Source organism: Dyella japonica A8, assembly GCF_000725385.1.
In the GTDB taxonomy this organism is placed as follows: domain Bacteria; phylum Pseudomonadota; class Gammaproteobacteria; order Xanthomonadales; family Rhodanobacteraceae; genus Dyella; species Dyella japonica_C.
In genome coordinates, this window is the sequence record NZ_CP008884.1 from 1,743,816 (window position 1) to 1,770,300 (window position 26,485).

Genomic DNA, 26,485 nt, shown 5'->3' on the forward strand with positions numbered 1-26,485 from the left:
GACCTTGGCGTCTGTCCACGGGGAGGCGCCAGGGCCGGATCTCAGCGCGCATGCGATCACGCCTGTGTGACAGATCCGCGGCATGGCGGGAGGTTCCCATTGCGCAGCGCAGCAGGCATCATCGCGGGCTTATTCCCTTTCAGCCTGCGACTCATGACCCGACGTATCGTTGCCCGCCGCTCCCCCATCCATGGCAATGGCGTATTCGCCGTTGAACCGATCAAGAAGGGTGAGGAAATCATCGAGTACAAGGGCACGCTGATGACTCACGCCGAAGCCGACGTGCTCTACGGCGACGGTGGCGAGACCGGGCACACGTTCCTGTTCACGCTCAACGATGAGTTCCTGATCGACGCCAACCGCAAGGGCAATACGGCGCGCTGGATCAACCATAGCTGCGACCCGAACTGCCAGGCGGTGATCGAGGAGAGCGCCGACGACAACCCGCGCAAAGACCGCGTGCTGATCGAGGCGATCCGCAATATCAAGCCGGGCGAAGAACTCACCTACGACTACGGCATCGTCCTGGACGTGCCGCACACCGCCCGCCTGAAGAAGCTGTGGAAGTGCCTGTGCGGTTCGAAGAACTGCACGGGGACGTTGCTGAAGTCCAAGCGCTGAGACCCACCAGTCAGCGACGGAACCTGTGGGAGCGCACCCTGTGCGCGACCGCGGCGATATGGTGTACGCCGGTTGCCGATGTCACCGGGCGAACCGCCTGAGAAGGTTGAGTGTCCGCGTGCATCGGTAAACGTCGCTGATTTCGTGCGGGGCCCGTCGCGCACAGGGTGCGCTCCCACCAGGAAGCCGCCACCGATCAGTCGCTCGGATAGTCGATCCCGATCACCTCGACGCCAGTCCAAGCGCTGAGACCCACCAGTCAGCGACGGAACCTGTGGGAGCGCACCCTGTGCGCGACCGCGGCGATATGGTGTACGCCGGTTGCCGATGTCACCGGGCGAACCGCCTGAGAAGGTTGAGTGTCCGCGTGCATCGGTAAACGTCGCTGATTTCGTGCGGGGCCCGTCGCGCACAGGGTGCGCTCCCACCACGAAGCCGCCACCGATCAGTCGCTCGGATAGTCGATCCCGACCACCTCGACGCTGAGATCCCCCGCCGGCCGCTGCCACGTCACTTCCTCCCCCACCCGCGCGCCGAGCAAGGCCTTGGCCAGCGGCGAGACGTAGCTGACCCGTCCGTGCTCCACGTCGGCTTCGTCCTCGCCGACGATGCGGTAGCGGGCTTCGCCTTCGTCGCTGTCGACCGTCACCACGGCGCCGAACGCCACGCGGTCGCGCGGTTGCTGCGCCAGATCCACTTCGATGGCGCTGCCCACGCGCGCGTTGAGCCATTTGAGCTCGCGCTCCACCTCGGCCAGCTCGCGTTGCTGCAGCAGCGTATCCGTTGCCGTGCGCAACGCATCGCGCCGTTCGCGCAGCGCGACCAGACGCTCGCGCAACTGGGCGTTGCCGTGCGGCGTCACGTAGTTGGGGTGTTCGCTCAGCGGGATATCCGGCAGCCGTTCGCCGACGGACTCGTCCGCATCCTTCACGAAGGAGCGGCTCATTGCGTGCCTCCAGCGCGCCGCCTAGTCGGCGCGTCCATGGGATGACATGGCGGCGTGTCTGCCACGCCTCAAGCGGATGCAGGCGTCCGGGCACGACGCCGGTCGCGCCCGTTCAGAAGACGGTGGGCCAGGGTGCTTCAGTCGTCGTCCACGTGCGGTTTCCAGGCCTCGGCCAGCTGTTTCTGCACCGGCGGCGGCACGGGTTCGTAGTGGCTCAGGTCCAGGCTGTAGCGCCCACGGCCGCCCGTCATCGCCTTCAGTTCGGTGGGATAGTCCGTCAGTTCCGCCAGTGGCGCCTGGGCCTTGATGACGATTTCACCGCCGCGCAGGGAGTCGGTGCCCATGATGCGCGCGCGCTTGCCCGCCAGCCCGCCGGTGACGTCGCCCACGCTGGCCTCGGGAATGGCCACCTCCACGTCGACGATGGGCTCCAGCACGATTGGCCGCGCCTTGCCCACGGCATCGAGGAAGGCTTTCTTGCCGGCGCTGATGAAGGCGACTTCCTTGGAGTCGACCGGATGGTATTTGCCGTCGTACACCGTCACGCGCACGTCCTGGATGGGATAGCCGGCAATCGCGCCGGCCTCCAGCGCCTGCCGGATGCCCTTCTCGATGGCCGGCAGGAATTGCCCCGGAATGACCCCGCCCTTGACCGCGTCGACAAACTCGAAGCCCGCGCCGCGGTCCAGCGGCTCGACGCGCAGGAATACCTCGCCGAACTGCCCGGCGCCGCCGGTCTGCTTCTTGTGACGGTGATGTCCTTCCGCGCGGCCCGCGATGGTTTCGCGATAGGCGATGCGCGGCGGGTGCGTGTTCACTTCCACGCTGTAACGGTCTTTCATGCGTTCGAGCATGATTTTCAGGTGCAGGTCGGAAAGGCCGCGCACCACGGTCTCGTTGAGCTCCTTGTGGTGTTCCACGCGGAAGCAGGGGTCTTCCTCCGCCAGGCGACCGATGGCCTGCGAAAGCTTCTGTTCCTGCCCCTTGTGCTTGGGTTCCAGCGCCAGGCCGAACATGGGCTGAGGGAAACGCACCGGCGCGAGGTGGATGCGGTCCTCGTCGTGCGAATCGTGCAGCACGGCATCGAAGTGGATTTCCTCCACTTTCGCCACGGCCGCGATGTCGCCGGGAATGGCCTGGTCGATTTCCTCGTGCGTCTTGCCGCGCAGGCGGAACAGGTGGCCCACCTTGAAGGGCTTCTTGCTTTCGTCGATGTATAGCTGCGTATCGCGGCGCACCGTGCCCTGCCATACGCGAAACACGCCGAGTTTGCCGACGAAGGGATCGTTGACGATCTTGAACACGTCCGCGATCACGTGCTGCAACGGATCGGCATTGACGGTGATTTCCTCGCCGTCGCCATTGAGGAAGGGCGGCGGGTTGCCCTCGGCGGGGTTGGGCAGCAGCCGGTCGGCCAGTTCCAGGAATTCCCGGACCCCCGCGCCGGTGCGCGCGCTGACGAAGCAGATCGGCACGAGGTGTCCTTCGCGCAGGCATTGCTCGAAGGCGTCGTGCAATTCCTGCGGGTTCAGTTCGCCTTCGCCCGAGTCGAGATAGTGGCCCATCACGGTTTCGTTGATCTCCACCACCTGGTCGAGGATGCGCTGGTGTGCATCGGCCAGTGACGAAAAGTCGGTGGTGCCTTCGCCGTGGAAGAAGCAATCGAGCACCTGCCTGCCGCCATCGGCCGGCAGGTTCACCGGCAGGCACTGGGTGCCGAATTCATCGCGCAGCGCGTCGACGAGCGCACCCAGCGGCGCGCCCTCCATGTCGATCTTGTTGACCACCAGCACGCGCGCAAGCCGCCGCTCGGCGGCGCGCTCCATGATGCGGCGCGTGCCGTACTCGATACCGTTGGCGGCATTGACCACGATGGCCACGGTTTCCACCGCGGCGAAGGCCGACAGCGTGGGGCCGCGGAAATCGGCGTAGCCCGCCGTGTCGATGAGATTGATGTGGCTCTTGCCGAACGGCACCGCGGCGATGGCCGTGTCGATCGAATGGCCACGCGTCTTTTCCTGCTCGTCCGTGTCCGATTGCGTAGTGCCGCGCTCCACCGAACCCTGGGTCTGGATGACGCCACCGGCATGCAGCAGTGCTTCGAACAGCGTGGTCTTGCCGGCGCCGGCATGTCCGGCGAGCGCGATGTTGCGGATGTTTTCCGTGTTGTACGACACGATGCGACCCTCCTCTAGCGAGGCGCGGAATCGTGCCGACGTTGACCTGCGGCGCCGCACGAAGCCGCGCTGGCGGCTGACGATGGCGGGCCGTCATGGTCGTCCAGGCGTGCAGGACGCGGGGGCGGTCATGGCGGATTACGGCCCGGGTGGCCGTTGCTCTAGGTTTTCGCCATCGGCCGCCGGGGTCAAGTTGCAGTGCGGGGTAAGGGGAACCCTTGGACGCGGCACTTGTCAGCAGAAGTCCCCCCACGACGACAGGCCGGGGCGTCCGGCCGGCACCTTTCCCCGAGCAGAGAAGGGAATCCCCATCGAGCACACCGAGCAGGTCGAACACCATCGCTGGACGCCGCCCGGCCCCGCTACAGGCGGGCTGGCGCCACTCGATGGACCCACGCGCGCGCTGCTGCACCAGATGCGCTGGCGAAAGGCCCCGCCCAACCGCGGGCGTCGCTGGCTGGTCCTGGGCATCGTGCTGGCCTTGCACGCCCTGTTTGGCTGGTTCACCTGGCACGAAATGCAGGTCAGGAAGGCGCAGGAGCGGGCGCTCCTGGTGCGGGAAGGCGCCCTGCAGGTCCGCCTGATCCCGGCGGCGGCGACTCCATCCGGGCCGGCGGAGCCACCGGCGCTGCTGCCGCCTCCGCCACCGGAGCCCGCGCCGCCACGCCCGGTGAATCGGCCGGTGGTGCACGAGCCGCCCGCGAAGAATGCGATGACCGTGAGCCTGCCGCCGGAACCGCCCGCACCGGCGACCTCGGTGGCCTCGACGCCAGCGCCGCACCTGTACGACCCATCAGGGCAGGCCGTGTTGCCGGCCACGGCCAGCAGCGCGCCGTCGGTGCCGGAGGCGGGCTACGTGCAGAAGACGCCGCTGGGCGACGCGAAGATCATGCAGCACACGACGACGGTGCCATACAAGGCCACGCGCTTCGACAAGGGTTGGTCGGAAGGTGGCGGCAGTTCCGTGGACGATGCCTTGAAGAAGGCGGCGGAAAAGACCACCGTGAAGCACACCTTCCATATCGCGCCGGGGGTGCGCATCCATTGCGCGATTACTTTGGCGGCGCTTGCCGGCGGCTGCGGCGGCGATCCGCCGCCACCGCCACCGTCCAACGATGGCGATATGCGCCTGAGCATGGCGCCAGCCAACCAACTGGCACCGGGCTCGCCCCAGCCCAAGGCGCCCAGCGTGGAGGAGTGCATCGCCATCTATCGCGCCGAAAAACCCTTGCCGTATGGCTGCCCGATCGACACGCCCACGCGTTCGGTCGATGCCGACATGCAGGAGCGCGCCGCGCATCCGCCAGGCCAGGACGGTCATTGAGTCGCGTGGGCCGGGTACTTTTCAGAACGTCATCGCCGCCCGCTACACTTCCGCCATGGACAGGGAATCCGCGGACCGGCTGACAGTGACGCTTCCATCGCCAAGGTCGGCGGCGGAGACGGCGGCCGTCTATCGGCGGCGCAGGGCCGAGCGCCCACGCGATCGCTGGCTGCGTGTGGTGGCACTGGTCGGCGCGCTGTTCGTGCACCTGATGTTTCTGATCGGCGTCATCCTTGGCCCGGCCTATGAGCTGGAAGAAACCAACGAAGAGACGGCGCCGCTGGTCGTGCGCCTGATCGAGAAATCCAAGGAAGAGCCGCCACCGCCGCCGCCCGTGCGCGGCACGCCACCCAAGCAGGTGGGGCCGGTGCACAAGGGCAACGCGAACAACGCCCCGCGCACCGCGCGGCAGAGCAGCTCGTCCACGCGTACCAACAGCGATCTTTCCCCCGTGCCAGTGCCGGCGATGCAGACGCCGGTGGTCACCGACGTGCCCAAGGCCGCCGCGCCGAAACCGGAAGTCACCGCCGCGCCCCTGCCACCGGTGACCGTGCCCAAACCGGCGCCCGCCGAACAGTTGCAACCGGTGCCGTCCGCGCCGGAGCCGCCGCAGGTCACCGTGGAAGCGCCCGTGGTGCAGAAGCCGGTGCCGCCGGCCTTCCAGCCCGAACCTGTGCGCAAGCCGCAGACGGAAGGCAACCAGCCCATGCCGCCGCCCGCCTCGCTGGCCATACCCGAGGTGCCGGCGCAATCCGCGCCGATGGTGACGCCGCCGGCCATGGCCATGCAGAACGCCGTGCCAGCGCAGACGCGTCCGAGCGTCGCTCCGGTGCCGCGCCCGGAAGCGCCCGCTTCGCCGCCGGAACCGGAATGGCAGGCCGTGCCGATGCCGGCGCAGGCCGCACCCACGGTGAACCTGCAGCCGCAACCCACGACCGTGTCGCCGGTGGTGCCGCAGGAGCAGCCGAAGATCGAATCGCCGGCCATCCGCGTGGCGGCGGAGGCGCAGATGGAAGCGGTGCCGCTGCCGCCCAATCCCCAGCCATCGGTGGAGCACCCGCAGGCGCCGCGCCTGGATGTGCCCGCACCCAAGGCGATAGCGCTCGACAACAAGCCATCCATCGAGCGACCGCAGTTGTCCGAAACGCCAGCCGAGGCGACGCCCACGCAGAGCGCGGCCACCTCGTCGGCATCCCACGCGCCGACGCAGAGCGAATCCAGCGCGCAGGCGAACGCCGCCAGCAACGCAGCGAATCCTTCCTCGAACGAGAGCGGCGAAAGCAGTGCGCCGAATGCGACCCCGCAGGGCAGCAGCAGCGGCACGCCCGGCCAGCCCAATGGCGTGAACCAGTCGCCGAGCATGGCTGGCGGCAAGGGCCTCAATCTTTCACTGCCACCGGGCCAGGGCAACGGCCAGAACAACGGCCCAGGCCATGGACAGGGCGGCGCGACGGAAGGCGCCCAGGAAGGCGCCGTGGGTACCTATGTGCAGGCGCGGCCTCACGGCAACACCGAAATCATGTCGCACGGCACGCCCAACATCGGCTATCAGGCCACGCGCTTCGAGAAGGACTGGACGCCCGAGGGCGAGAGCTCCATCGACACGGCGCTGCGCCACGCGGTGGAAAAGACCACCATGCGGCATACCTTCAACCTGCCGCGCGGCGTGCGCGTGGAATGCGTGGTGATGCCGCTGTTCCCGATGGCTTTGTTCGGCTGCGGCGATGGCAATCCGCCCCCCAAGCCGGTGGACGACGTGGTTTACGACAAGATGAAGCTCGCGCCGACCAACCCCTTGGTACCGCCTTCGTCGTCTGTAGGTGCGGCGCCTACGATGGCGACAGTCAAACTCGACAATGCGGCTCAGTGTGCGGCGGCTCGCGTTGCAGGCGGACCACTGCCTCCGGGCTGTTCCGCGAACGTCACCACGATCCCCGCGGGCCCGGCGCGCAGCAGCACCACGTGGGTTCCAGCGAGCGACCAGTTCCACTGAGGCGCGGGAAGCAACGCGTCGCCTAAGTATTTCTTCGGCTGGTCGCCACGACGAACTTCGGTAGCGGAGTCGCCGCCTACCCACGCAAGCTGGGCATCTCCGACTACCCGAGTGATGCCCATGAAGTCGCGCCTCGTCGCTTCCGTGTTGCTGGCCTGCGCGTTTGCCATGCCCGCAGCGCATGCCGCCGATGAACTCGATTGCAAATTGCACTTCGAGCTGAGCAGCTGGTCGCTCATCTTCAAACACGTCAGCGGCAAGGGCACCGTGACCTGCAGCGACGGCCAGTCGATGAAGGTGAAGCTGGAGGCCAACGGCGGCGGCCTGTCGGTGGGGCGTTCGCGGATCGATGACGGTAACGGCGTCTTCACCGCGCTGCATTCGATTTCCGAAGTGCCCGGCACCTATGCCGACGTGAATGCGACCACCGCCATCAAGGCGGGCGACGCCCAGGTGCTGACCAAGGGCGTGGTGTCGTTGGCGATTGCCGGCGTGGGCCACGGCGTCGAGATGGGCATCACGGTGGGCGAGCTCACCATCAGCGAGGACAAATAGCGCTGGGCATGCGCCGTTTGCTGCTAGGTAAATCTACTTAGTTGCTTCGCGAAGATTTGCGCTACCGGGCGCCTAGGCCGCGCTGCATGCTCCATCGCGTCACTGCGAGGGCCGCAGCGGCCGGTGTGTCCCATGGCACGGATGAAGTTCTTTTTCCAAGAGGTACGTATGCACGCCCTTCGCTGGTCTTGTCTGGTGCTGGCGCTTGGCCTGGTGATGAACGATCCCGGCCGCGCCCAGCAGCCTGTCCCCACGGCTCCCGCATCGATGCAGGGCCAGGGCTCGGTAGATTCCCGTGCGTGGCCGCACAGCTACGACGTCGAGGGCACCCACCTGGTGCTCCACCATCCCCAGTTGGAGAGCTGGAGCGGCAACCAGTTGAAAGGGCGCTTCGCCGTTGCCGTGAAGACAGGCACGCAGACCGGCAGCGACGGCAAGTCGCATGACGTGATGGCCTACGGCGTGGCGTGGTTCACGGCCCGCACCGTAACCGACAAGGCGCAGCGCGAGGTTTCGCTGTCCAACGTCACCATCGACCGGGTGTCGTTCCCCACGGCGGCGGCGCAACAGGAGCGCTATCGGTCCTTGCTGCAGAACGTGGCCAACCGCGGCAACCAGGTGGCCGATCTCGACACGATGGAGGCTTCGCTCGCCATCAGCCAGGCACAGGGCGAGGTCAAGAACGTGGCGGTGCGCAATGACCCGCCACAGGTCATCTTTTCGTTCAAGCCCGCGCTGCTGGTGCTGATCGACGGCACGCCTGCACTGCGATCCACCGGCAAGGGCAGCGTCAAGCGCATCGTCAACACGCGCTCGCTGATACTGGAGGATGGCAGCCAGTACTACATGCTGTTTGCCAGCCATTGGGTGAGGGCCTCGTCGCTGGATGGCCCGTGGGCATCGGTGACATCGCCGCCATCCACCGTGATGCAGGCGGCCGAGGCCGCCGAACAGGCCAAACAGGTGGACACGCTGCACGAGCCGTCGGATGCACTCAAGCAGGTGCTGGCCTCGGGCAAGCTGCCCGACATCGTGGTGCGCACGCAGCCGTCCGAGCTGATCATGGTGAACGGCGATCCGCAGTTCGAGGTCATTGCCGGCACGCAGCTGGCATACGTCGCCAATACCTCGGCCGATGTATTCGTCGACCAGTCGCAGGATTCGATGTGGTACGTGCTTGTCTCCGGGCGCTGGTTCACCGCGCCATCGACGAATGGCCCGTGGCGCTACGTGGCGGGCAAGGATCTGCCGGCCGACTTTACGAAGATTCCCTCCGACAGCCCCAAGAGCGCGGTGCTCGCCTCCATACCAGGCACGCCCGAAGCGCGCGAATCGCTGATCGCCAACAGCATCCCGCAGACGGCGACGGTCAACGAGCGCACGACCCAGCTGCACTTGTCCTACGACGGGGCGCCGCAGTTCCGGCCGATTGACGGCACGTCGCTGTCGTACGCGTGGAATACGCCGGTGCCGGTGATCCGGACCAGCCCGGATGCCTACTACGCCGTGCAGAACGGCGTGTGGTTCACCGCGGCCAGCGCGAATGGGCCATGGGCCGTCGCGCTCGACGTGCCGGCGGTGATCTATACGATTCCGCCGAGCTCCTCGCTGCACTATGTCACCTACGTCTACGTCTACGGTCATTCCGGTGACCAGGTCTACGTGGGCTACTCGCCGGGCTACTACGGAACGGTGAGCAGCGGTGGCGTGGTGGTCTACGGCACGGGCTACGCCTGCGATTCGTGGACGGGCGACGTGTGGTACGGCTGCCCGGCCACCTATGGTTTCGACGTGTCCTTCGGCTGGACGCCGTGGGCAGGCTGGGCCTTCGGTTTCGCATGGGGCGCGGCGTGGGCCTCGGCATGGTACGGGCCGTGGTGGGGGCCGTGGGGCTACTGGGACGGCGGCTTCTACCCGGGCTACTGGGGTGGCGCCATCTCGGCGGCGAATGTCTACGGGCGCTGGGGCAACAGCGTGGTGGCGGGGCGCGGCGTGGCCTGGTCCAACCCGTGGACGGGCAACTACGGCGAGGCCGCTCGCGGCGGCTACTACAACACGGCCACGGGCGGCCGCGGCCGCGGCTATGCGGGCTGGAACACCAACGCCTATACCGGCGTCACCTCCGGACAGGCCGGTGGCATCCGCTACAACCCACAGACCGGGCGCGTGGTTGCCGGCCATGGTGGTGCCGCGGTCAACCCGTACACGGGCAACGCGGTGGCGGGCGGCGACCGCACGGTGGTGAATACGAACACCGGCCGTGTCACGCATGAGAGTGGTGTCGCGGGCCGGACCAACGAAGGTGCCGGTGCTGCCGGTGCCTTCAACACGCAAGGTGCGGGCGGCGATGCGCGCGGCGCGGGCTACGTGAACTACAACCGCCAGACGGGCCAGGTGAACCATGGCGGCGTGGTCGACGTGAACGACCACGTATATGCCGGCCACGATGGCAATGTGTACCAGTACACGGCGGGGCAGGGCTGGCAGAAGGCCGATGCCGGCGGCAACTTCAATCGCGTGTCCGGCCCCGACGGTGCGGGCACGGAGCAGGATCGCATGGCCCGCGATCGCGGTGCTTCGGGCGCATCATTCGATGGCGGTCAGGGTCGTTCCGAGCGCCAGACGTTCGACCGTGGCAACTACGACAATCGCTTCCACGGCAACATGGGCGGCTTCCGGCCCTCGTTCGGTGGCGGTCACTTCGGTGGCGGCTTCCACGGCGGTGGGTTCCGGCGCTAGGCCGGAACCCCATGGCGGCGTCCTGTGATCAACGCAGGATGCCGTCGGTCTTCAGCTTGGGAATCAGCGTCTGAGCGAGTTCGGTCGTCGCTTTGGGAATGTCGCTGCGGCCGATGCCCTGGGTGGTCACGGTCCAGATGAGCTTCTCGGAACGCGGATCCCACACGCTGGTTTCCAGCGTCACTACGTCGTACTGCTGCACATCGGGCGTGGACGCCCACGCGCCGCCATACCAGCCGTAGAAACCGCCGTACGCGGGACCGCTCGGTGTCACGCTGAACTTCTGTTGCACGCGTTCCACACGCGTGACCAGCACGACCTGTGCGCCGCTGCTTTTCACCAGGTCACGCAACCCGATGGCACCCGTCGTGCCGGCGGGAATCTGCGTATAGCTGGGCGCGGCCTGCACGCCTGCCGCCTGCAGTTGCTGCGAGAAGGTGTCTTCGAACACGCGGCGCATCGTGTCGCTGCGCGAGATGCCCACGACGACCACGTTGGTGGCCGGCGGCCCCGGCCACGAAGGATCGCGCCACTGGTTGGTGACGCTGACGCTGGAGCAGGCGCCCAGCACAAGACCTGCGGCGACGACGAACAGACGCAACGCTTTCATGGCGACGGCTCCCTGATGTCAGGCCCACCCCGGCGGGCAGGCGGCAGGCGGATTGTGCGGCGGCCATCGTGGAGAGTTCGCGATAGCCGCCGTCGGTCACGCCGTGGCGTCAGGGCGTTGGCCGCAACAGGGAGCCGAAGGTCAGGTAGATCGAGTTGTGGCCGCCTTGCGCGTACCCGTAGCCAAGGAACAACGGGCCCAGCGGCGTCTGGACGCCAAGGAACAGGCTGCCGGCGTAGATCAGCGAATCGAGGCGCACCTGCTCCCGGCTTTGCCAGGTATTGCCCGCTTCCAGGCTGGTGCCGATGTAGATGGGCGTGGAGAACAGCGCGTCCATCCTGCCGGTGCGGCGGTACAGGACGGCGCGTCCCAGGAAGGCCTGGTTGCCGTTCAAGGAGCGCTCGGGGTAGCCGGACAGATTGAGGAACCCGCCCAGGAAGCTCTGGGTCTCGAAGAAATTCTCGTTGTTGAGGGCGCTGGCGGCACGCACCCCAAGCAGCAGGTGATAGCGGCTGTCGGCCATGCCGAAGTCGGGCACCCAGTCGGCGCTGAACTTGACCAGGTCGGCGTTGACCTTGCCACCCAGCCATGGGCGGTACCACTCGTAGTCGAGGTCGGTGCGGAGCCCATGCGAGGGAAATTGCGCGTTGTCGAGGCTGTCCCAGTTCAGGCCGAGCTTGGTCATCGCATAGTCCGCGGCCTGGCTGGCCGGGAAAACGACCGGGCTGCCGATGCGCAGGTCACCGCTGTCGCGGCCGCGCTGGAAGGCGGCGAGCACGCGCCAATAGGTCGAAGGTGACCAGCCCGTCTCCAGGCCCAGGTACCGGCGCTTGATGCGGTATTCGGCCAGCTGCTGCTCGCCGTTGCTGGTAAAGACGGGATAGTCCTCGTTGCGCAGCAAGGCATAAGGCATCACGTAACCGCCGGCACCTTGCCAGAACGGCTGGTAGAACTCCGTGGCCAGGCCTCCGATGCGGCCCGCCCACAAGGTGTTGCGCCACTCGGCACCCAGGTGGTTGAGGTTGGTCGCGGTGATTTCCGTCGAAATCAGGTATTCGCTGCGACCCTGGAAGTCGTCGTCCAGCTCGAAGCCGAGCTTGCCGTACAACGGTCCCCATGGCTTGTCGCGTGGAATGATCAGCAGTCCGCGATCGTTGCCGTCCTGCTGCAGGCGGTAGTCGATCTGCTGGTAGTTGCCGCGCCCATAGATGCTGCCGATCTGGCTCTCCAGCTTCTTGGGATCGAACGGCTGGCCCACGTCCTTGGCGAGCCGCTCGTCCACGTACTTGGCCGTGTCGGTATGCGTGGCATCCACTTTCAGGAAGGCGACCAGGCCCGGGTCGAAGTCGCGTTGGCGATGCTGCGCGATGAATCGCGACCATTCCTCCGGGCCCACGGACAGGGCGCGCAGACGGGGCAGGGCGGCTTCCGCCGCGGCGTGGCCGATGGCGATGGCCTCGGCGCCGCGATTGAATTCGGCCGCGCTCATGGTGCCGAGCGCCGGCGTGATCAGGATGTCGTTCGGGCCCAGGGTGTCCAGCTGACGCTGCGTCTTTTCCTCCATCAACGCGCTGACCATCTGGTTGAGCACGGCGACGGGATTGCTCAACTCATCGCGTTTCAGCAGCGGCGAGCCCACGTTGACCACGATCAGCTGCGTGGCACCCATGCCGCGCGCGACGTCGATGGGTACGTTGTCCATCAGGCCACCGTCGACCAGCAGCTGGTCGTCGATGTTGGTGGGCGCGAAGGCGCCCGGCACGGACATGCTGGAGCGGATCGACAGCGCAAGGTCGCCGGACCCGAACACCGCCGGCTTGCCGGCCACGATGTCCGTGGCCACGGCCCGGAACGGAATCGACAGTTGATCGAAGTCGTGCACGTTCCACGTCGACAGCAGCAGGCGACGCAACAGCAACAGCAGCTTCTGGCCCTGCACCACGCCCGCCGGCGTGATGATGCGGCCGTTCTTGTAGCCCACCTCGAAATCGAGGAGATACCGGTAGTCGGCATCCTTGCGGCGCATGGGCAGTTCGCCGCGCGCCGGGTTGTCGGTGAACAGGTCGTTCCAGTCCAGCGTGGTGATGATGTCGTGCATCTCCTGCGGCGTGTAGCCCGCCGCGTAGAGGCCGCCGACGATGGAGCCCATGCTGGTGCCGGAGATGCGGCAGACGGGGATGTGCTCGCGCTCGAGCACTTCGAGTACACCGATATGCGCGGCGCCTCGCGCGCCGCCGCCGCCAAGCACGAGGCCAATGCATCGATCCGGTGATGGAGCGGGTGCCGGCTGCCCGATGGCAGGCGTGACCGCACACAGGCACAGCATCACGATCCACGCTAACCGGCAACGCATCACTATCCCTCGTGTAGAAAAACGACGTTACGCGAGTGACGCCGTCGTTTCCGCATCGTAAGGCAGAAAGCAGGTTTTTGCGTCGGTGAAATTACTCAAGCCAGCGCGCGCACGCTGCATACACACAGCCTGCTCACCAAGCTGTCTGGAGGGTCATCGGCCTCACACCGTTGCGGGAGGCCGGAAAAACGAAGCGGGATCGAAGCGATCCCGCCCGTTCGTTACAGCATGCGCAGCATTTCCTTGAGCAGCGGCAGGCGGCGCACGCGCACCGCGCTCACGCGGAACACCGCGTTGGCCAGCGCCGGTGCGGCGCTAGGCATGCCGAGGAAGCTCGCGCCCGTGGGATCGCGGTCGCCGGGGACGATGATCACTTCGGTGGTGTCCGGCAGCAACGCCATGCTGGCCAGCGGATAGTCCTTCCAGCTGTGCTGCTGGACCTGGCTGTCCTTGTAGCTGATGGACAGGTTCAGTGCGGCGGACAGTGCGTCGAGCGTGGCGCCGGCCACCTGGCCTTCAAGACCCATCGGATTCACCGCACGGCCAACGTCCACCGCGCACACCACGCGTTCGATGTTGAGCCGGTCGCCCTGCAGGGAGGTTTCGATGGCGTGTGCCACATAGGCGCCATCGATGTGCCAGCAGGCGATGCCCAAGCCGTTGACGGTGCGCAGCCAGTTCTTCCACTCGATGCGATCGGCGACCAGCTTGAGCACATTGATCAGGCGGCCCGTGTCCAGCGTGCGTCCGTCGCCGAGCGGAATCATGCGTGCCTCGCCGATCAGGCGCAGCCGCGTCACCAGCGGGTCTTCCTTGAGCGAATGGGCGATTTCGTCGACGAAGCTTTCCACCGCGAAGGCATTGCTGACATGCGGCATGCCACGCGAGGGTCCGCGCAGCATGGCGGAGGGCAGGGAGTACCAGTCGTTGCGCAAATGCGGCACGAGGCCCGCGGGAAGCTGGTGCGCGTCGACTTCGGACGTCCACAGCTGGTTGTCCGGCAGGCCACGCTGCGCCAGCGCCGAGGCACTGGCCATGCGCTGGTTCCAGCTGACGATCTGGCGCTTGCCGTCCAGCGCGGCGCTGAACTTGTGCACGGTGGCAGAGCGGTAGTAGTCCTGCGTGAGGTCCTCGTCGCGCGTCCACATCAGCTTGACCGGCTTTTCCACGGCCTTGGCCAGCATGACGGCTTCGGCGACATAGTCGTGGTCCAGCCGGCGGCCGTAGCCACCGCCAACGCGGGGCACGCGGATCTCGATCTGGGCGGGCGACAGGCCGGTCAGGCGCTGCACGACCTTCCACGCCTGCTGCGGCGCCTGCGTGGGCACGACCAGCACGGCGCCGTCCTTGTCGACCTTCGCCACGCAGTTCATCGGCTCGGCGGTGGCATGGGCCAGCCAGGGCTGCACGTAAGTGGCCTCGAGGCGATGCGCGGCCTTCTTGGCGGCGGCATCGACGTCGCCGTCGTTGCGCACGCGCGCGGCGGGCTGGGCGTTCTTGTCGTTGACGAGGTCGGCGGCCTGCTGTTCGAACCAGGCGCTGCTTTCATTCTGCGCACCGGCCTTCCACTGCAGCTTCAGCTTGGCGCGGCCTTGCAGGGCCGCCCAGGTGTTTTCGGCCAACACCGCCACGGCGGGCGAGCGCACGGTCTGGCCGAGCGGGACGCCGGCTTCCGGCTTGACCTGCACCACCTTGACCACGCCCTTCACCGCGAGCGCTTCGCTGGTGTCCAGGCTTTCCACGCTGCCATCGGGCCACGGGCAATGCGAGAGCACGGCGATCAGCGCGTCCGCCATGTAGGTGTCGAGCGCATGGGTGGCCTGGCCGGTCACGATGGCGCGCGCGTCGACGTCGCCGGCCGGCTGGCCGATCAGCGTGTAGCGATCCGGCGTCTTGGGCGGCACGGGCGCATCGGGCGGTGCGATCTTGGCGGCGGCTTCGGCGAGTTCGCCGTAGCCCAGGCGGCGACCGTCCGGAGCGACCACGTTGCCTTCCTGGCAGTGCAGGCGGTCCGCCGGCACGCCGAGACGGCGTGCCGCGGCCTGCAGGAGCAGCCAGCGCGCCAGCGCGCCGGCGCCGCGCAGGTCGGCCCACGCTGCGGGAATGGAATTGCCCAGGCCGCTGGTCTGGTGACCGTAGACCCAGCGCGGTTTGCCGTTGTCGTCTTCCACGCCCAGGCCAAGCGACACCGTGCTCACGCGCGTCCAGTCGGCGTCCAGCTCGTCGGCGATGATGCGAGCCAGCGAGGTGGACGTGCCGGTGCCGGTGTCCGGATCGCGGATGCCGATGACGACATGACCGTCGGCGTCGATGCGCACGTACGCACCCAGGCCATACAGCGTGTCGCCGAGCAAGGCGGGAGGGACCGGCGCGTCCACGGCTTGCGCGAACGGAATGCCCACGACCAGCGCGCCAGCCGCGCCCGCGAGCACCTTGAGGAAGCCGCGACGCGAAAGCGCGATGGCGTTGTCGTTGGTGTGGCTCATGCGTGGGCTCCCTTGGCAACGCGCTTGATGGCGCGACGCACGCGGGTCTGGCAGCCGCAGCGGCACAGGTTGGGCAACTGGTCGATGTCGTTGTCACTGGGCTGCGGATGGCGATTGAGCAGGTCCAGCGAAGCCATCAGCCAGCCGGGCGTGCAGTAGCCGCAGCCGATGGCGTCTTCATCGACGAACGCCTGCTGCAGCGGATGCAGCTTGCCGTCCGTCGCGGCGAGCCCTTCCACCGTGGTGACCTTCTTGCCGGCGAGTTTGGCGACCGGAAGATGCGTAGCCGAGGCGAGCTTGCCGTCGACCAGCACCAGGTCGTAGCCGCCTTCGCCGTGCTCGCCGCTGTACTTGGTGCCCGTCAGGCGCAGCACGTCGCGCAGATACCACAGCAGGGGCATCTGGTCGTCACCGGAGTGGCGATAGCTCTTGCCGTTGATCTCCAGGTCGACTCCCTCGCGCACCTTCTCGGGCACGATGGTGTTGCTTGTACCGGGTGTCGGCATCTGGTCCTGCGCGTTCGCCATCGGTTCGGGGCTCCTTGGGAATCCGCTCATTGTGGCATTGCAGCGCGGTTCTTAGGAGGTGACCCGGCTGAACAGGCGTCGCCACACCAGGTAGACCGGGACGCCCGCGGCCATGATCAGCAGGCCGATACCCGTGTTCTTGGGGCTGGCCTGCAAGCTCTGCACCACCACCAGGCCCACCGTGCCGATGAAGATCAGCGGCAGCACCGGGTAGCCGGGCACGCGGAAACTGGCCTGGTCGCCCTCGCGGCGGCGGTACCAGAACAGCGTGGCCACGCCCACGGCGCAGGCGAGCCAGTCGCCGAAGGTGGCGTAATCGAGCAGCTGGCCGTAGCTGCCGGACAGCACCAGCACAATGGCCCAGCCCGAGAGCAGCAGCAGGGCGACATTGGGCGTGCGGTGCACCGGGTGCAGGCGTGCCACGCTGCGGAAGAACAGGCCGTCGTTGCCCATCACCTGCAGCACGCGCGCACCCGATACCAAGGTGATGTTGCAGAAGCCCAGCGTGGAAATGGCGATGCCGATGGCCATGACCTTGGCGCCCGCGCTGCCGAACACGCGCTGCATCACATCGGCCGCCGGGGTGTGGCTGGCGGCAAGGCCGTTGTGCCCGAGCACGGCGAGGTAAGCGAGGTTCACCAGGGCATAGGCGGCGATCACCAGCACCATGCCGATAAACAGTGCGCGGGGCAGGGTGCGCTGAGGCTCGGCCACTTCACCCGCGAGATTGTTGAGGTAGGTGAAACCGGAGTAGGCGAACAGCACCGGCAGCGCCGCACCCATGAAGCCCACGTCGGCGAAGGCCGGGTCGGGGGCCAGTACATCCTTCCCGCCGGCACCGGCGAGGAACAGGCCGCACACCACCAGCACCGCCACGGCGAGTAGCTTCAGCAGGGTGAACAGGTTGTGCACCTGCGCGCCCAGCTTCAGCCCGAACAGGTTGATCAGCGCCACAAAAGCCAGGGCGCCGGCTGCCAGCGGCGTGATCATGGCGGTCGGCAAGCCGAACACCGCGGCGGCATAGCTGGCGAAGATGGTGGCCACCGCAGCGCTGGACCCCGAATAGATCACCAGCAGCATGGTCCAGCCGAACAGGAACCCGGCCAGTGGCCCGAAGGCATCGCGCAGATAGACGTAGCTGCCGCCGGCATGCGGGCGGCGGGCGCCCAGTTCGGCATAGCACAGCGCGCCAATGAGGGTCAGTATGCCGGCGCCAACCCACACCAGCAGCAGCGCCATCCCTGATTCCGTACGCCCGGCGGCGATATAAGGATTGAGGAAGATGCCGCCGCCAATCAACCCGCCGACCACGATCAGGGCCGCGTCCCACGGGCGGAGGCGACGGACGTAGCCGCTGGAAGTGGAGGTGTCGCTCATGGATGCGCCGCTGCGGGAAATTGCGGTGAGCATGGCGGCTGCGGCGCCCTGCGGCAAGCGCCGCTCCGCAATGGCGAGGGCGACGTGCTGGCCGGCGGGGAGCCCGCCGGCCAGCCGTGCCGAGGCTAGGGCCTCATCAGAAGCCTGAGCGCAGGAACAGATCCAGATTGGTCACGTTGAGCGTGCCCAGGCCGGTACCCCGGTCATACCCCGGCTTGCCGTTGTAGTACCAGTTGTCGCCGTCGCGGATATCGTTGAAGCTCGAATACTTCCCGTAGCCGAAGACGTTCTGCAGGAAGTACATCTGCGGGTTCAAGAAGCCCACGCGATGGCCCGTGCTCTGGGTCAGCAGCGCGGCGATGCCGTTGAGCTGCGGCGCCACGAAACTGGTGCCGCCATGGCCGGCAACGAGTCCGCCATCGACCGTGGAGACCATCAGGTATCCCGTTTCCGGGTCCGCGTTGAGCGCGACGTCCGGCACGTTGCGTCCCTGGAAATTGCCCGGCAACACCAGCAACGTGGTTTCGCCCGCGGCGGGATCATTGAATGACAGCGTCTGCTTCTTCTCGCTGCGACGGATACCGTTGGTGAACCACTGGTACACCGGCGTCTGCCAGTACACGCTGACGCCACCGCCGCCGCCCACCGAGAACACATCGATCACGCCTTTGCCGATGTACGTGTCGAAGTAGTTCTGGATGTAGTCCCAACCCCAGACGCGTTCCTTGGTGATCGACTGCACCGGACCGCTGCCGAAGTGGGAACTGAAGGGCACGGTGGTGCCGCCGGCCGCCGTGATGTACGGGTCCGACGCCGGCGAATCGACGGTGAGCGGCGCGTTGAAGGTTCCAGGCGCGGTGCCGGCGCCAAGTCCGCGCACGGTGTCATACGCACCCGAGTCGGCGCTGGCGGCAAAGGTGGATTGTCCCTGCACGGCCGCTTCCAGCAAGATCTGGTGGAAGGTCTGCAGATCGCCTGCGTCGGTGGTGTCGGTGTTGCTCGCACCGGCGACGTTGAGCGCGGCGAAGTTGAAAATTTCCGGCAGGCCCCAGCTGGTGGAAATGGCGTCAGCCTTGTTGTCCACCACGGCCTGCATGAACGCGTCAGTGAAACCGGTGCCGGCATTGGGCGCGTCGTACACCAGGATGTCCGCGAACGGAGCGACGCCACCGGACTGCTCGACGTCCAGCGAGGTTTCGCCGCTGCCCGCATCAATCGCGCCGCCGCCATCCACATGGACTTGTGTGATGCGGTTGGGCTTGGTGATCAGGCCGATGTCGTTCCAGTAGGTCTGCGCATCGTCCGGATAGAAATTGGACAAGGTCACGATAGCGATGGTCGAGCCCTGGCCATTGACGCCACGCGCATACAGCGGGTTGATGTTGTACATGTTGGCCACGTCACCCACGGTGAACTCGCCCGGCACGCCCGTGGCGGTGGAGTTGCCGCCCTTGCTCGCCGGCGCGCTGAGCGTGCTGCGGGCAAGCGCCTTTGCGCCCACCGCCGTCACTGGCTTGTTTTCCACCGACTTCATGACATGGGACAGGTATTTGTGTTCATTGCTGAGGCCGGAAACGAGCAGCAGCGTGTTGGTCAGTTGCGCTGGCAGGATCAGCGGCTGCGTCGGCCGATGGAAGGAGCGGCCGGTGTCCTTCGACGTAAAGGAGTGGATGGGCGTCTGGAAGGCCGCGCTGAACTGCGCCAGCGTGCCGCTGGTACGGATGGCCATATGGTTGGCCAGCACGCTGCCGCTCAGGCCGTTCTGCCGGAGGAAGTTCTGCACCTGGGCCAGCTCGGCGTCGGTGGCGCCGTACCTGCTGGCGAATTCGCTGGTGGAAAGAAACTGGCGATAGTGGGGACTGCCGGGCGTGACCGTCTGCTGGATGTAGTCCTCCAGCTGCTCCTGGTTGTGCAGCCGCAGGACCAGCGTGACATTGACGACCTGCGAGTTGTTGGCTGTTCCCGTATCGACGGCCGGTTTGACGTCCGCCGCCATGGAGGTGGCAGCGGCGGAGGTGAGCAGCATGGCGAGAGAGGCCGCGAGCGACTTGCGATGCAACGTCGAAAGCATGTGTGGTTCTCCAGGGTGGATAAGACCCATGCCGGCTGACGGCCGCGCGCCTTCGCGCCGGCACGCCTTTCGGCAGGACCTAGGACGGACGTATTCGCACTCCCCAAACAGCCAGCCCGTCCCCCTGGACACCTTCACGCGCTGGTGTGGTGACGCTAGCCGTGTGTGCAGGAATCTGGAAGTGGCTGTTTTGGCGCAACATATTGCGAATCGGTGCCCGGCCTGCATTTGCTTGCGCAAGTTGTTGCGCCTACAACCTCTGACCTACACGAAGCCTGCTTTCCAGGCTTTTGCCCATGAAAAGAACGAGTTGTCGGGGGTTTTCAGGCCGGCAGCCCGTTTGCGGCACAATAGGAGGGTTGTGCGTCGCCCACGGTCCCGTTGTCGACGCTTGTATTCCCCGGAGTCGAAGCCACCGCCATGACCACCATCAAGCAAGACGATCTGATCCAGTCCGTCGCCGACGCCCTGCAGTACATCAGTTACTACCACCCCGTCGACTACATCACCAATCTCGCTGCCGCCTATGAGCGCGAGGAGTCGCCGGCCGCGAAAGACGCGATGGCGCAGATCCTGATCAACTCGCGCATGGCTGCCGAAGGCCATCGCCCGCTGTGCCAGGACACCGGCATCGTCACCGTCTTCCTCAAGGTCGGCATGAACGTGCGCTGGGACGCCACCCTGTCGCTGGAAGACATGGTCAACGAGGGCGTTCGCCGCGCCTATAACGATCCGGACAACAAGCTGCGCGCCAGCGTGCTGGCCGACCCGGCTGGCAAGCGCAGCAACACCAAGGACAACACGCCGGCAGTCATCAACATGTCCATCGTGCCGGGCGACACCGTCGAGGTGATCGTCGCCGCGAAGGGTGGCGGTTCGGAAGCCAAGTCCAAGTTCGCCATGCTCAACCCGTCCGACTCCATCGTGGACTGGGTGCTCAAGACCGTGCCGACCATGGGCGCCGGCTGGTGCCCGCCGGGCATGCTGGGCATCGGCATCGGCGGTACCGCCGAGAAGGCGATGCTGTTGGCCAAGGAATCGTTGATGGAACACATCGACATCCAGGAGCTGATTGCCCGTGGCCCGCAGAACCGCGCCGAAGAACTGCGCATCGAGTTGTACGAGAAGGTCAACGCGCTCGGCATCGGCGCGCAGGGCCTGGGTGGCCTGACCACCGTGCTCGACATCAAGGTTAAGGATTACCCGACCCACGCGGCCAACCTGCCGGTGGCGATGATCCCCAACTGCGCCGCCACCCGCCATGCCCACTTCACGCTGGACGGTTCCGGCCCGGTCGCGCTCGATCCGCCGTCGCTGGAGCACTGGCCCAAGCTCACCTACGACGCCAGCAAGGGCCGTCGCGTGAACCTCGACACTGTCACCCGCGAGGAAGTGGCGAGCTGGAAGCCGGGCGAAGTGCTGCTGCTCAACGGCAAACTGCTCACCGGCCGCGACGCCGCGCACAAGCGCATGGTCGACATGCTCAACAAGGGTGAGCCGCTGCCGGTCGATTTCAAGAATCGCTTCATCTACTACGTGGGCCCGGTCGACCCGGTGCGCGACGAAGTGGTGGGCCCAGCCGGCCCGACCACCGCCACCCGCATGGACAAGTTCACCGAGCAGGTGCTGGCGCAGACCGGCCTGCTGGGCATGGTCGGCAAGGCCGAGCGCGGCCCAGCCGCCATCGAGGCGATCAAGAAGCACCAGTCGGTGTACCTGATGGCCGTGGGTGGCGCCGCCTACCTGGTGTCCAAGGCGATCAAGGCCAGCCGCGTGGTGGGCTTTGCCGACCTGGGCATGGAAGCGATCTACGAGTTCGAAGTGAAGGACATGCCGGTGACCGTGGCCGTCGATTCGGCCGGTACCTCCGTGCACCAGACCGGCCCGAAAGAATGGCAGGCCCGGATTGGCAAAATCCCTGTGGTGGTGGCGTAACGGCACACCGATCTCTCCCTCTCCTTTCCGGGAGAGGGGGCAGGGTGAGGGGGCTCGCGAAAAGCCTGCAAAGGCACTGGATTCCCGCTCTCGCCCCCCTTTCGGGGTTCGCGGGAATGACGGTGCTTATGAAACGTTCGGGCTAGGTTGGTTCCTGTGTCTCAATGCTCTTTTCGAGAGACTCAATCCGGATCGCCAAGCCAGGTTTCCATACTCCCCCGCATTTAGCCATCCAAACGCCCGCCGCGCCCACGGGTTGCAATCCACCTGCTGCGGCGCAACACTGACAGAATTGTTTTCCCCAACCACCCACGAAGGTACCTGTGAACCCGCAAAGCCCGGCGTCGCTTCCTGCTGACGCACCCTGGATCGTGATGAAGTTTGGCGGCACCAGTGTCGCTACCCTGCCGCGCTGGCAGAACATCCGTGAGCTCGTTGCCAGCCGCCGCGCCGAAGGCGCCCGCGTGCTGGTGGTCGTGTCCGCGCTCACCGGCATCACCGACGCACTCAAACAAATGTGCGCGCAGGAAGACAAGGGCAAACGCATCGAGGCTGCCAAGGCGATCGCACAGCGTCATTACGACCTGCTCGATCACATGCAGCTGGCGGTTCCGGACACCCTCGACGCCCGACTCACCGAACTCGCGCAACTGGCCGAAGACGGCCCGTCGCAGCTGGGCGAGCTCGCGTGGGCGGCACTGGTGCAGGCGCATGGCGAGCTGATGTCCAGCGCGCTGGGCGCGGCGTTCCTCACCCACAGCGGACTGAACACGCAGTGGGTGGACGCGCGCGATTGCCTCTCGGCCATTGCGCTGCCCAACCAGAACGAGCGCACCAAGCTGCTCTCGGCGATGGTCGAGGCCAAGCCGGATCCGGCGCTGAACGCGCGCCTTGCGGAGCTTGGCGACGTGTTCATCACGCAGGGCTTCATCGCGCGTGAATCGCAGGGTCGCACCGTGCTGCTCGGTCGTGGTGGTTCGGATACCTCCGCGTCGTACTTCGGTGCGTTGCTGAAGGCACAGCGCGTGGAAATCTGGACGGACGTGGCGGGCATGTTCACCGCCAACCCGCGTCAGGTGCCCAGTGCACGCCTGCTGCAGCGACTGGATTACGAAGAGGCCCAGGAAATCGCCTCCACCGGCGCCAAGGTGCTGCATCCGCGCTGCCTTTCGCCACTGCGCGAGCCGCGCGTGCCGCTGCTGATCAAGGACACCAACCGGCCCGAGCTGGAAGGCACGCTGATCGGCCCGGAAGTGCGCGAGCACGCCCCCAGCGTCAAAGCCATCAGCGCACGCAAGGGCATCACCCTGGTGTCGATGGAATCGGTGGGCATGTGGCAGCAGGTCGGCTTCCTCGCCGACGTGTTCGCGCAGTTCAAGCAGCACGGCCTGTCGGTGGACATGATCGGCTCGGCCGAGACCAACGTGACGGTGTCGCTGGACCCCACCGAAAACCTGCTCGACTCCGATGCGCTCGCCGCGCTGGCCAGCGACCTGGCCAAGGTGTGCCGCGTGAAGGTGATCGCGCCGTGCGCGGCGATCACGCTGGTCGGTCGCGGTATGCGTTCGATGCTGCACACGCTGTCCACCGTGCTCGCCGAGTTCGGCCAGATCCGCGTGCACATGATTTCGCAGTCGTCCAACAACTTGAATCTCACCTTCGTGGTGGATGAGAACGTCGTCGACGACCTGCTGCCGCACCTGCACGAGCTGCTGATCACGGCGGGCGCCTTGCGCACCGACGACAGCGCGCTGTTCGGTCCGAGCTGGCAGGCGCTGTACGGCACGGGTGAAGTGCTTCCTCCCGCCGCGTCGTGGTGGCGCGAAGAGCGTCGCGCGGATCTGCTGAAGATCGGCGAAGGCGCCACGCCGCGTTACGTCTACCACCTGCCCACCGTGCGCCAGCAGGCCCGCGAGCTGAAATCGCTGGCGGCGGTGGATCGCCTGCATTACGCGGTGAAGGCCAATACGCATCCGGCCATCCTCAAGGCGCTGGCCGAGGAAGGGTTCGGTTTCGAGTGTGTTTCGCCGGGCGAGCTGAAGGCCGTGATGGCGGTGGTGCCGGAATCCGCGCCATTGCTGTTCACCCCCAACTTCGCGCCGCGCGAAGACTACGAGTGGGGCCTGAGCACACGCGCCACGATCTCGCTGGATTCGCTGTACCAGCTGGAAAACTGGGGCGAGCTGTTCCGCGGCAAGGAAGTGGTGCTGCGCCTCGACCTCGGTCGCGGCCTGGGCCACCACGAGAAGGTGCGCACGGGCGGCAGCGGCAGCAAGTTTGGCCTGCCGGTGGAGCAGCTGGATACGTTCCTGCGCCTTGCCGACACGCATGGCGTGACGGTGCGGGGCCTGCATGCCCACCTTGGCTCGGGCATCCTTGACGATAGCCACTGGGGCGAGGTGTACGGCCAGCTCGCCAGCCTTGCCGAGCGTATCGGCAGCGTGACCTTCCTGGATATCGGCGGCGGCCTCGGCGTGCCCTCGCATCCGGGCGAGGCGCGGCTGGATATCGCCGCGCTCGACAAGGTGCTGCGCGAGGTGAAGGCGGCCTATCCGCACTACAAGCTGTGGATGGAACCGGGCCGCTATCTGGTGGCCGATGCCGGCGTGCTGATCACCAAGGTCACGCAGACCAAGGGCAAGGGCAACGGCCAGATCCGCTACCTGGGCGTGGATACGGGCATGAACAGCCTGATCCGGCCGGCGCTGTACGAGGCCTGGCACGAGATCGTGAACCTCACGCGGCTGGACGAGCCGGCCACGGCCTTGTTCCAGGTGGTCGGCCCGATCTGCGAAAGCGGCGACGTGCTCGGCACCGACCGGCGCCTGCCGGAGCCGCAGGAAGGCGATGTCATGCTGGTCGCCCAGGCGGGTGCGTATGGGAAGGTGATGTCCTCGCCGTACAACCTGCGGGATGAGGCGGAAGAGATCATCCTGGAGTAAAGCTTGCTTGCTCCCTCACCGTGACAGGCGAGGGAGCTTTTGATCGTCATTCCGGCGCTGGCCGGAATCCAGGTGCGTCGGTTTCCGGTTTTCGCGAAACAGCGCAAGGCCAGGTGTTTTCGCGACAACCAAGCGATGACGCCACTGGATTCCGGCCTGCGCCGGAATGACGAGTCGGAGACGGCGAGGCTCATTACCTGTTTACGGCTTCTTTGATGGAGCCAGTACGCCGAAGATATGGCGATCAGATGATTCATGGTGAGCGCAGCGTCCTGGAGCCTGAATCGATGGGCTACAGACTGCGGCGTTTCTGGAACAATGACGTACTGAAGAATCTCGATGGGATGCTCGAGGTCGTCCGGGAGGCTTAGGCCAGCCCCGACCCTGCATCCTGATCCTCTCCCCCGAAGGTGAGAGGGAGTAATGCTCGCGGAGACTTGAGAGTGACCACCAACATCAACCCCCGCCTGACCCAGGTATTCCGCTTCGTGCGCTGCAGCTACGCCGACGGCGTGGCCGAGCTGGTGTACGCCTTCGACCACGGCGAAGAGCTGATCGAGCGTGTGCGCTTCCCGAGCGCGCCGGCCTTGCCGGCCAGCCATCAGGCGGCATTCGATCAGGCGCTGAAGCTGCTCCATCTCATCGCTGGCGTGAGCTACTACAAGGCCGGTGTGCCGCCGCGCATCGACGTGGCCGGTGGTCCGCTCGATGACGCCACCGCCGACCTGCTCGACGCGCTGTATCTGCACGGCCTCGCCGAGTTCGCCTACCGCAACGGGCTGGACCTGCGCGGTCGGATCACCTTTCCGCGCCTTGGCGCGGAAAGTAAGGCAAGCCCGCGTGGTGGTGCGAAGCTGCCGGACGCGAAAGCGCTGGGCCTGCCGCATCGCACGCTGGTGCCCATCGGCGGTGGCAAGGATTCGCTGGTGGCGGTGGAAGCCATCAAGTCCATCGGCGGCGACGCCACGGCGGTGTGGGTCGGCAATTCGCCGTTGATCGCCGCCTGCGCCGAGCGCACCGGCTTGCCCATGCTCAATATCCAGCGCGAACTTGCGCCGGGCCTGTTCGAGCTCAACCGCCTCGGCGCGTGGAACGGCCATATCCCGGTGACGGCGGTGAACTCCGCCATCCTTGCCGTGGCCGCCATCCTCTATGGCTTCGACAGCATCGCCTTCGCCAACGAGCGTTCCGCCTCGGCGGCCACGCTGGAATACGAAGGCCAGCAAGTGAACCACCAGTGGAGCAAGGGCTACGCGTTCGAGCAGCTGCTCAGCGACTGGCTGCACCAGCATGTCGCCGCCGATCTCAACTACTGCTCGCTGCTGCGTCCGTACTCGGAGCTGGCGGTGACGCGCGCGTTCTCCAGGCTCACGTCGTATTTCGACGTGTTCTCCAGCTGCAACCGTAACTTCAAGATCCTCGGCCCGAAGCCGGCGGATCGCTGGTGCGGCCAATGTCCGAAATGCCACTTCGTGTTCCTGGCGCTGGCGCCGTTCCTGGCCAAGCCGCGCCTGTTGTCCATCTTTGGACGCAACCTGCTGGACGACGAAAATCTCGCCCCGGGCTTCGATGCGCTGCTGGAATACCAGGACCACAAGCCGTTTGAATGCGTCGGCGAAGGCGCCGAAGCGCGCGCGGCCATGGTCGCGCTGAGCCAGCGTTCGGAATGGCAGGAAGACTCGCTGGTCGCCCGCTTCATCAGCGAAATCCTGCCGCAGCTCGACGTCACTGAACTGGCGATCGAGCCCTGGCTGCAACCGTCCGATGAGCAGCGCATTCCCGAACGCCTCTTGCCCGCGCTGGCGTTCTTCGCGTGACCGCGGCCGCGC

16 protein-coding genes are annotated in these 26,485 nt (G+C 66.4%); 8 read left to right on the forward strand and 8 right to left on the reverse strand.

The window, feature by feature from the left end; translation table 11 throughout:
• Positions 1 to 153: 153 nt before the first annotated feature.
• Positions 154 to 621, forward strand: coding sequence for an SET domain-containing protein (locus HY57_RS07170; protein WP_019466364.1), 468 nt, complete (start codon positions 154 to 156; stop codon positions 619 to 621).
• A 445-nt stretch (positions 622 to 1,066) separates the two neighbouring features.
• Here the strand turns inward: HY57_RS07170 and HY57_RS07175 are convergent, their stop codons facing one another.
• Positions 1,067 to 1,567 carry a GreA/GreB family elongation factor gene (locus HY57_RS07175; RefSeq protein WP_038579482.1) on the reverse strand — a complete coding sequence of 167 codons (501 nt, stop codon included), beginning with the start codon at positions 1,565 to 1,567 and terminating at the stop codon, positions 1,067 to 1,069.
• Positions 1,568 to 1,704: 137 nt separating this feature from the next.
• Entirely contained in the window at positions 1,705 to 3,744 is a 2,040-nt protein-coding gene (fusA, locus tag HY57_RS07180; RefSeq protein ID WP_019464238.1) for an elongation factor G, read from the reverse strand.
• 415 nt (positions 3,745 to 4,159) lie between these two features.
• Between fusA and HY57_RS07185 the strand changes: the two genes are divergently transcribed.
• From HY57_RS07185 to HY57_RS07200, 4 genes are all read left to right on the forward strand, one after another.
• Positions 4,160 to 5,068 carry a hypothetical protein gene (locus HY57_RS07185; protein WP_019464239.1) on the forward strand — a complete coding sequence of 303 codons (909 nt, stop codon included), beginning with the start codon at positions 4,160 to 4,162 and terminating at the stop codon, positions 5,066 to 5,068.
• Positions 5,069 to 5,153: 85 nt separating this feature from the next.
• The gene (locus HY57_RS07190) at positions 5,154 to 7,061 is read left to right on the forward strand and encodes a hypothetical protein (protein WP_038579485.1); all 1,908 of its coding nucleotides are present in this window, start codon (positions 5,154 to 5,156) and stop codon (positions 7,059 to 7,061) included.
• Between the two features lie 120 nt (positions 7,062 to 7,181).
• Positions 7,182 to 7,616 carry a hypothetical protein gene (locus HY57_RS07195; RefSeq protein ID WP_019464241.1) on the forward strand — a complete coding sequence of 145 codons (435 nt, stop codon included), beginning with the start codon at positions 7,182 to 7,184 and terminating at the stop codon, positions 7,614 to 7,616.
• 168 nt (positions 7,617 to 7,784) lie between these two features.
• The gene (locus tag HY57_RS07200) at positions 7,785 to 10,355 is read left to right on the forward strand and encodes a hypothetical protein (protein WP_019464242.1); all 2,571 of its coding nucleotides are present in this window, start codon (positions 7,785 to 7,787) and stop codon (positions 10,353 to 10,355) included.
• 28 nt (positions 10,356 to 10,383) lie between these two features.
• On the opposite strand, the gene HY57_RS07205 is transcribed toward HY57_RS07200, so the two are convergent.
• The 6 genes from HY57_RS07205 to HY57_RS07230 form a co-directional block, all read right to left on the reverse strand.
• Positions 10,384 to 10,965: a hypothetical protein gene (locus HY57_RS07205; protein ID WP_019464243.1), complete on the reverse strand. Its 582-nt coding sequence runs from the start codon at positions 10,963 to 10,965 to the stop codon at positions 10,384 to 10,386.
• A gap of 109 nt (positions 10,966 to 11,074) precedes the next feature.
• Complete coding sequence (locus tag HY57_RS07210) at positions 11,075 to 13,318, reverse strand: patatin-like phospholipase family protein (RefSeq protein ID WP_081500585.1); 2,244 nt, start codon at positions 13,316 to 13,318, stop codon at positions 11,075 to 11,077.
• A gap of 221 nt (positions 13,319 to 13,539) precedes the next feature.
• Positions 13,540 to 15,804 (reverse strand): xanthine dehydrogenase family protein molybdopterin-binding subunit, encoded by a 2,265-nt coding sequence (locus HY57_RS07215; protein ID WP_019464245.1) that lies wholly within the window; start codon positions 15,802 to 15,804, stop codon positions 13,540 to 13,542.
• A complete protein-coding gene (locus HY57_RS07220) occupies positions 15,801 to 16,331 on the reverse strand; it encodes a (2Fe-2S)-binding protein (RefSeq protein ID WP_019464246.1) in 531 nt (176 codons plus the stop codon). Before HY57_RS07220 ends, HY57_RS07215 begins: the two co-directional genes overlap by 4 nt.
• Positions 16,332 to 16,382: 51 nt before the next feature.
• The gene (locus HY57_RS07225; RefSeq protein WP_050997869.1) at positions 16,383 to 17,708 is read right to left on the reverse strand and encodes an APC family permease; all 1,326 of its coding nucleotides are present in this window, start codon (positions 17,706 to 17,708) and stop codon (positions 16,383 to 16,385) included.
• A 136-nt stretch (positions 17,709 to 17,844) separates the two neighbouring features.
• A complete protein-coding gene (locus HY57_RS07230; RefSeq protein ID WP_019464248.1) occupies positions 17,845 to 19,779 on the reverse strand; it encodes a S53 family peptidase in 1,935 nt (644 codons plus the stop codon).
• A gap of 420 nt (positions 19,780 to 20,199) precedes the next feature.
• Between HY57_RS07230 and HY57_RS07235 the strand changes: the two genes are divergently transcribed.
• The 3 genes from HY57_RS07235 (at position 20,200) to murL (ending at position 26,473) form a co-directional block, all read left to right on the forward strand.
• Positions 20,200 to 21,714 carry a fumarate hydratase gene (locus HY57_RS07235; RefSeq protein ID WP_019464249.1) on the forward strand — a complete coding sequence of 505 codons (1,515 nt, stop codon included), beginning with the start codon at positions 20,200 to 20,202 and terminating at the stop codon, positions 21,712 to 21,714.
• A 323-nt stretch (positions 21,715 to 22,037) separates the two neighbouring features.
• A complete protein-coding gene (locus HY57_RS07240) occupies positions 22,038 to 24,656 on the forward strand; it encodes a bifunctional aspartate kinase/diaminopimelate decarboxylase (protein ID WP_268746184.1) in 2,619 nt (872 codons plus the stop codon).
• A 443-nt stretch (positions 24,657 to 25,099) separates the two neighbouring features.
• Positions 25,100 to 26,473 carry a UDP-N-acetyl-alpha-D-muramoyl-L-alanyl-L-glutamate epimerase gene (murL, locus tag HY57_RS07245; RefSeq protein WP_019466367.1) on the forward strand — a complete coding sequence of 458 codons (1,374 nt, stop codon included), beginning with the start codon at positions 25,100 to 25,102 and terminating at the stop codon, positions 26,471 to 26,473.
• Positions 26,474 to 26,485: the final 12 nt, after the last annotated feature.